Here is a 7,162-nt window from a genome sequence, read left to right as displayed (position 1 = left end):
CCGTACGACCCGTTCGGCGGCGCGACCGTCGTCCCACGGGCAGAACCGCTCCCGGAACGCGGCCCGCAGCCGCGCGGCGCCGGAGCCGCGCCAGTGGCCGGAGGCGAAGACGTCGATCACCTCGTCCTCGCTGCGCGCGACCGCGCCCGGCGGGAACGCGCGCAGGTCGACGTAGGCGCCGCTGACGGCCTCGTACACCTCCCAGTCCCCGGTGTGCAGCACGATCGGCCGGTCCAGGCCCGCGTAGTCGAACAGGATCGGCGCGCAGTCGGTGAGCAGCGCGTCCGAGGCAAGGCACAGGGACTGCGCGTCCGGATGGCCGGAGACGTCGATGAGCCGGGTGTTCCCGGCGGGCGCGACGCCGTTGGCGCGGGCCAGGATCACGAAGCGCGCGTCGAGGCGGCGCAGGATCCGCTCCAGGTCCAGCGGCGGGCGCTGGGTACGGCGGTGGTCGCGGCGCGCGGGCGCGTACAGGATCGCCACCGCGCCCGCGGGGACGCCGAGGGACTCGCGCAGCCGGGCCACGTCCGCCGGCGTCGCCCGGTGGAAGACGTCGTTGCGGGGACAGCCGTACTCCAGCGTGGTGTAGCGGCCCGGGTGAACCCGCTCCCAGGTCAGGGTGGAGTGCCGGTTGCCGGACACGAGGTGGTCCCACTGGTCGACGTCCCGCAGCAGCCGAGCGACATCCGTGTCCCGGGCCGCCGCGGGGCGCTCCAGCAGATCGAGGCCCGCGTGCGCGAGGGGGGTGCCCGGCAGGGTCCGCACGACGACCTGCCCGGGCCGTTTGCGCAGCCCGCGGGCGAGGGCGGCGTCGCTCACCAGGAACGTGGCGCGGGCCAGCGCCGTCCAGTGGGCGAACGTCCCGGGGGCGATGCGGCGCGGGCCCGGCGGGACGGTGTGCCGGTGCCCGGGGCCGCAGATCCACGCGGTGCCGATGTGCGGGGCGAGTTGGCGGAAGGCCTCCTCCAGCGCGCCCGGGTCACCGCCGTGGCCCCCTTCCCCGTGGGCGGCGAACACCGCCCGGTCGGCGCGCAGCGGCAGGCACAGCTGGATCCGGTAGTGCAGCTGCAGCACGCCGGAGCGCACGGCGCGGGCCGGTTTCACCGCGAACGTCCCGGCGCGCCGGCGGGCGGCCGAGGCCAACTGGAGCGCCCGGAAGGTGCGGTGCATGCCGAAGCGGATCAGCACGTGCCGGCGCGGCAGCCGGGTGCCCGGCACGCGGTAGCGGCGGTAGTGCGTGCGGGCCCGGCGCAGGAACTCGCCGTGGCTGCCGCGCGGCAGCCTGCCCCGGCGGGTGAACACCACCGCGTAGTGGTCGATCATCCGGCGGAACAACGCGGGCCGCCAGCGCTCCAGTTCGGGCCGCTCGGCGAGGTGGGCGAACACCCGGTCGTACTGGTCGAAGAGGTCGAAGTGCTTGCGGCTGGTGGTGCCGAGGATGTTGCCCTGGCGGCGCTGCCGGTAGTGGACGCACACTCGGTCCAGGGTCGCGATCGACCCCGCCGCCATCAGCACCGGGAAGGTCCAGGGAGTGTCCTCGTAGTAGCCCGGCGGGAACCGGAACCCCTCCGCCTCGACGAACTCCCGCCGGTACGCCTTGTTCCAGGCGACCATCAGCACCCTGAACAGCCCCGGCCGGTCCTCGAGGCGGAACGGCGCGGGCCCCCGCTGGCTCAGCTCGGCCGCCAGGCGGTTGCGCCGCACCGAGCCGTCCCAGTAGGTGCGCGCGTAGTCGTACACCAGCACGTCCGGCTCGCCGGTCTCCTCGATCCGGTCGGCGATCGCGCGCAGCGCGTCCGGCGTGAGCGTGTCGTCGCTGTCCAGGAAGACGAGGTAGTCGCCGGTCGCCTCGGCCATGCCCGCGTTCCGGGCCCGGCCCAGCCCCTGGTTCTCGGCCAGGTGCACCGGCTTCACGCGGGCGTCCCGGGCCGCGTACTCGTCGATGATCGCGCCGCAGGCGTCCGGGGAGCAGTCGTCCACGGCGATCAGCTCGAGGTCCGGACAGGACTGGGACAGCACCGAGTCCAGACACTCGGAGAGGTACGCCTGGACCTGGTACGCGGGGACGATGACACTGAACCTGGGCACGGCACATCCATGGGTCGGTCGGCGCGGGCGTTCGGCCCGGGAACGGCCCATGGAGCGACTTGGTTACGGTTCGTACGTCGTACGGGGGACATCGGGTGACGGGAAGGGGGCGGGCCGCCCACGGCCCACCCCCGGAACTCCCGCTCCTTTGCGCCTACTTGGCTGTCCGGTTGATGGCTATTTGACCGCACCCGCCATGACGCCGGACACGAACTGCCGCTGGAACGCGAAGAACACGGCCAGCGGGATCACCATCGAGATGAACGCGCCGGGCGCCAGCACGTCGATGTTGTTGCCGAACTGCCGCACCTGTGTCTGCAGCGCCACCGTGATCGGCTGGGTGCCGGACTTGGTGAACACCAGCGCGACCAGCATGTCGTTCCACACCCACAGGAACTGGAAGATGCCGAGGCTCGCGATCGCGGGGCCGCCGAGCGGCATCACCACGCGGGCGAACAGCCGCAGTTCACCGGCGCCGTCGAGTCGGGCCGCCTCCAGGAGTTCCCTGGGGATCTCCGCGAAGAAGTTCCGCAGCAGGAACACCGCGAACGGCAGCCCGAAGCCGGTGTGGAACAGGACCACCCCGAGGATCGTCCCGAACAGGCCGATCCTGCCGAAGAGTTCGGCGATCGGGATCAGCGCCACCTGCACCGGCACCACCAACAGGCTCACCACGCCCAGGAACCACCAGTCCCGGCCCGGGAACTCCATCCACGCGAACGCGTAGCCCGCGAGGGAGCCGATGACGACGACCAGGACGGTCGCCGGGACCGTGATCAGCACCGTGTTCACCAGGGAGTTGGTGATGTCGCTGTTCTCCAGCAGCTTCTGGTAGCTGTCGAAGGTCAGCTGGGACGGCTTGCTGAACACCGTCCACCAGCCGCTCGCACTCATGTCCTGAGGGGCGCGCAGCGAGGAGATGAGCAGACCGATGGTGGGCACCAGCCAGAACAGGCCCACGACGATCAGGAACACGCGGACCACGCCGCCGCTCAGCTTCTCCGCGATCCGGGAGCCGAGCGACTGCCGCGCCTTCACCGGGGTCCCGGCGGCTGCCACTTCTCCGATGCTTCCGGCGGTCGCCGTCATCGCCGCACCTCCCGCCGCAGCCTGCGGATGTTGAACAGCATCACCGGAATCACCAGCAGCAGCAGGAACACCGCGATCGCGCTCGCGACGCCGGGCCGGCCCTCCGCGAAGCCCTTGCGGTACAGCTCCAGGGCGAGCACGTTCGCGTCGTCCTGGGAGGAACCGGGGGCGATGATGTAGACGAGGTCGAACACTTTCAGCACGTTGATCATCAGCGTGACCACGACGACGGCGAGGACCGGCGCGAGCAGCGGCACGGTGACCTTGCGGAACACCTGCCACTCGGTGGCGCCGTCCACCCGCGCGGCCTCCAGCAGCTCCCGGGGCACGCCCGCGAGCCCGGCCGCGATCAGCACCATCGCGAAGCCCGCCCACATCCACACGTACGCCCCGATGATCGCCGGGGTGACCAGCGCCGGGCCGAGCCACTCGACGCCGTTGTACGGCTCCCGGAAGTTGCTCGCGGGCAGCCGCAGCCGCGCGCCGTCGGCCGACGCCGGCAGCGTGAAGGTGCCGTCCGCGGCCGCCTTGGTGGAGGCGACCACCTTGCCGTCCTTCACCGCCTCGATCCGCATCCCGGCATAGCCCAGCTCGGACGGGTCGGGCGCGCCGAGCCGTCCCACGCCCTTGCCGCGGGTGAAGTCCTGCCAGGTGGTGCCGGTGATCTTCCCCGGCTCCGGCCGGGCGGCGACGGCCTTCTTCGCGCCGTCCGGCATCTGGTCGGGGGCGACCCCGACGAGCGGCAGGGTGACGGGCTGCCCGGCGTGCACGGCGGCCTTGGTGACGAAGCCGCCCCCCTGGGCGGCGAGCGGCGACTCGCGGCCCGGGTGCGCCTTCGGGAACGCAGACGACTGCGCGAAGGTGTCGTGGACTCCCACCCACACCGCGTTCGCGACGCCCTTGTGCGGGTCCTGGTCGTAGACGAGACGGAAGATGATTCCGGCCGCCAGCATCGAGATCGCCATCGGCATGAAGACGACCAGCTTGAACGCCGTGCCCCAGCGCACCCGTTCGGTCAGCACCGCGAAGACCAGCCCGAGCGCGGTGGACACGGTGGGCGCGAAGACCACCCAGATGACGTTGTTCTTCAGCGCGGTGCGGATGCCGTCGTCGGTGAAGATGGCCTTGTAGTTGTCGATTCCGGCGAAGCCGTCGCCCGAGGCGTTGGAGAAGCTGCGGACGAGCGAGTACCCGATCGGGTAGACCACGAGCGCGCCGAGCAGCACCAGGGCGGGCAGCAGGAACAGCACTGCCACCGCCCGCCGGGTGCCGGTCACGCTCTTGCGGCCACGGGGTGCGGCGGGGCCCGGTGGGGCCCCGGCCGCCGCTGCCGGCGCCATCGCCGGGTCAGCTCCCGCTTCCGTACGCGGCCGCCGCGTCCTTCTCCAGCTTCGCCTGGGCGCCCGCGACGTCCGTGGGGTTCTTCAGGAAGTCCTGCAGGTCCTTCCACTCGCCCTTGCCCGGGGTGCCGCCGAACGCCTGCGGGGCCTGGTCGGACATGTCGAAGCGGAAGTCGTCGCCGGACGCGATCAGGGCCTTGGCGATCTTCTGCTGCACGGTGTTCGGGTACGCCGAGATCGGCACGTTCTTGTTCGGCGAGAGATAGCCGCCGAGCTTCGCCTGGATCGTCGCCGCGTCCGGGGAGGCGAGGAAGGTGACCAGGGCCTGCGCGGCCTTGGAGTCCTTCAGCACGACCGCCGCGTCACCGCCGGAGACCACCGGTGCGGTGGAGCCCACGGCCGGGAACGGGAACACCTTGGCGTCCGTGCCCACCTTCGCCTTGGTCTCACCGATGTTGACCTGCACGAAGTCGCCCTCGTACACCATCGCGGCCTTCGGCTGGTCGCCGCCGGTGAAGGTCTGGGTGACCGAGGCCGGGAACTCCGTCTGCAGCGCGCCGTTCGGGCCGCCCGCCACGTAGTCCTTCTTGCCCCAGATCTGCGCCAGCGTCGTCAGCGCCTGTTTCACCGACGGATCGGTCCACTTGATCTTGTGCTGGGCGAGCTGGTCGTACTTCTGCGGGCCCGCCTGGGACAGGTAGACGTTCTCGAACCAGTCGGTCAGCGGCCAGCCGTCCGCGCCCGCCACCGAGAACGGGGTGACACCGGAGTCGTACACCGCCTGCGCCGCGGTCAGCAGGTCCTTCCAGGTCGTGGGCTCCTTGGCGCCCGCGTTCTCGAAGACCTTGGTGTTGTACCAGATCAGCGACTTGTTGGCGGCCTTGTAATAGGCGCCGTACTGCTTGCCGTCGACCTTGCCGATGTCCTGCCAGCCCTGCGAGTAGTTCTGCTGCAGCTCCTTCTGGGCCTGAGGCCCGAGCGGCTTGGCCCAGCCCTTCTGCACGGCCTGCTTGATGGCGCCCGGTTGCGGCAGCAGCGCGACGTCCGGCGGCTGGCCGCCCGCGATCTTCGAACCGAGGAAGTTGATGATCGGGTCCTGCGCGGGCACGAAGGTGACCTTCGCGCCGGTGCGCTTGGTGAACTCGGCGAGGACCTGCTTGAAGTTCTTCTGCTCCTGGCCGGTCCAGACGGCGGCGATCTCCAGGCTCGCTCCGTTCAGCTTGGGCAGCGTGAGGGTGGAGCCGGTCGCGGTGGGGCTGCCGCTCTTGTCCCCGTTGTCGTTCTTGTCGTTGCCGCTGGAGCAGGCGGTGAGCGCGAGGGCCCCCGCGAGCAGTGCGGCGAGCGTGGTGACGGCCTTGGTCGTCCGGATGGTGCTGCTCTTGGTGCGCATCACTTCCCCGTTCGTCGTTCCTCGTTGAACGTCTTGAACGTCAGAAGACTGTCCCGTGCGCTCCGGTGTACGCCGGGCCACTCGGGGTGGGCAAGGGCGCCTACGGTGTCCAGCGGCTCATCGTGACCCGATGGTGACCGGGGTGGTATGCGTGTCCTTGCGGCTACAGCAGTGAGGGCACCTCCGCGGCCGCGACCTCCCGGGCGGCCCGCTCCACCGCGCTCGCCAACAGGGCAAGGTCCGTCGGGCCGTTGCCCAGCTCCCGGACGGGGCGGCGGGCCGGGGGATCGCCCATGCGCTGCCAGTCCAGCGGCACGACCGTGGGCCGCTGGGTCGCGGTCCGCGGGATCCGGCCCGTCACCCGGCCGCCCTGGAAGCCGACGGCCCGCCCGTCCGGGTACGCCAACCGCCCGCGGCCCGGCGCCGGTTCGTCCGGTCCGGGCGTGACCTCCTCCAGCGTGGCCCGCAGCCGGGCCCGGCGCACCGGTTCCGTCTCCGCCGTACGGCCCCCGGCGCCGGCCGCCGCCACCAGGTGCACCCCGAGCCGCTCGCCCTCCCGGGCCACCGCCTCCAGCGCCCGCATCACGGACCCGGCGGCGGGCCGGCCCGGCGCACCGAGCGCGGGGGAGACCAGCGCGTCGAGGTCGTCGACGACGACCACCAGCCGGGGCAACGGCGGCGCCGCCTCGGCGCGTTGCCGGGCCGCCGCGCCCGGGCGCAGCCGCAGGGTGGAGCTGGGCGGCGTGTCTATGTCACCGTTGGCGGGCGTGCGCTGGGCGACGATCCGGCCCGACACCTCACGCCCCGCGTGCCACTGCGCGAAGTCCGTGCGTCCGAGCAGCTCCGCCCGGCGCTTCAGCTCGGCGGTCAGCGACTGCGCGAACTCCCGCATGCGCACAGGGTCGTTGGCGACGAGGTGGGTGGTGACATGCGGTATGTCCGTGCACACGCGCAGCCCCTCGCCGCGCGCCGCGCCCGCGCCGGTCCCGTCCCGGCCGTCGATCAGCACCACGCCCAGCCGGTCCGGGCGCTCGGCCGCGGCCAGCGAGGCGACCACGGCCCGCAGCAGCTCGGTACGACCGCTGCCGGCGGGCCCCTCGATCAGCAGATGCGGCCCGTCGGCCACGAGGTCGGCCGTGACCGGCCCACGCGGCCCGGCGCCCAGGACCGCACGCGCCCGGCCGCCCAGGGACTCCGTGTCGTCGGCCGCGTCCGCCCAGCGCGCCATCAGTGACGCCGGGGTGGCCCGGAGATC

At 72.3% G+C, this 7,162-nt stretch carries 5 protein-coding genes; all 5 read right to left on the bottom strand.

What is annotated here, in order from left to right; all coding sequences use genetic code 11:
* Nucleotides 1–2,088: CDP-glycerol glycerophosphotransferase family protein (locus tag ACLU3S_RS34740; RefSeq protein ID WP_413955961.1), on the bottom strand; the 2,088-nt coding region annotated here is incomplete at its 3' end.
* A 177-nt stretch (nt 2,089–2,265) separates the two neighbouring features.
* Entirely contained in the window at nt 2,266–3,177 is a 912-nt protein-coding gene (locus ACLU3S_RS34735) for a carbohydrate ABC transporter permease (RefSeq protein ID WP_413955960.1), read from the bottom strand.
* Nucleotides 3,174–4,517: a carbohydrate ABC transporter permease gene (locus tag ACLU3S_RS34730; protein WP_413955959.1), complete on the bottom strand. Its 1,344-nt coding sequence runs from the start codon at nt 4,515–4,517 to the stop codon at nt 3,174–3,176. The genes ACLU3S_RS34735 and ACLU3S_RS34730 overlap by 4 nt, the downstream gene beginning before the upstream one ends.
* Before the next feature lie 7 nt (nt 4,518–4,524).
* A complete protein-coding gene (locus ACLU3S_RS34725) occupies nt 4,525–5,907 on the bottom strand; it encodes an ABC transporter substrate-binding protein (RefSeq protein WP_413955958.1) in 1,383 nt (460 codons plus the stop codon).
* A 163-nt stretch (nt 5,908–6,070) separates the two neighbouring features.
* The coding region (locus tag ACLU3S_RS34720; RefSeq protein ID WP_413955957.1) for an FtsK/SpoIIIE domain-containing protein at nt 6,071–7,162 on the bottom strand (1,092 nt) is incomplete at its 5' end.

It is taken from the genome of Streptomyces sp. AF1A (genome assembly GCF_047340315.1).
Taxonomy (GTDB): Bacteria; Actinomycetota; Actinomycetes; order Streptomycetales; family Streptomycetaceae; genus Streptomyces.
The sequence above is the reverse complement of the archived record's forward strand: the minus strand, read 5'-3'. Positions and strand labels throughout refer to the sequence as shown.

What these genes read in the sequence shown, in the direction of transcription:
- ACLU3S_RS34735 (WP_413955960.1), bottom strand. Translation starts at nt 3,177, where the DNA reads ATGACGGCGACCGCCGGAAGCATCGGAGAAGTGGCAGCCGCCGGGACC.
- ACLU3S_RS34730 (WP_413955959.1), bottom strand. Translation starts at nt 4,517, where the DNA reads ATGGCGCCGGCAGCGGCGGCCGGGGCCCCACCGGGCCCCGCCGCACCC.
- ACLU3S_RS34725 (WP_413955958.1), bottom strand. Translation starts at nt 5,907, where the DNA reads ATGCGCACCAAGAGCAGCACCATCCGGACGACCAAGGCCGTCACCACG.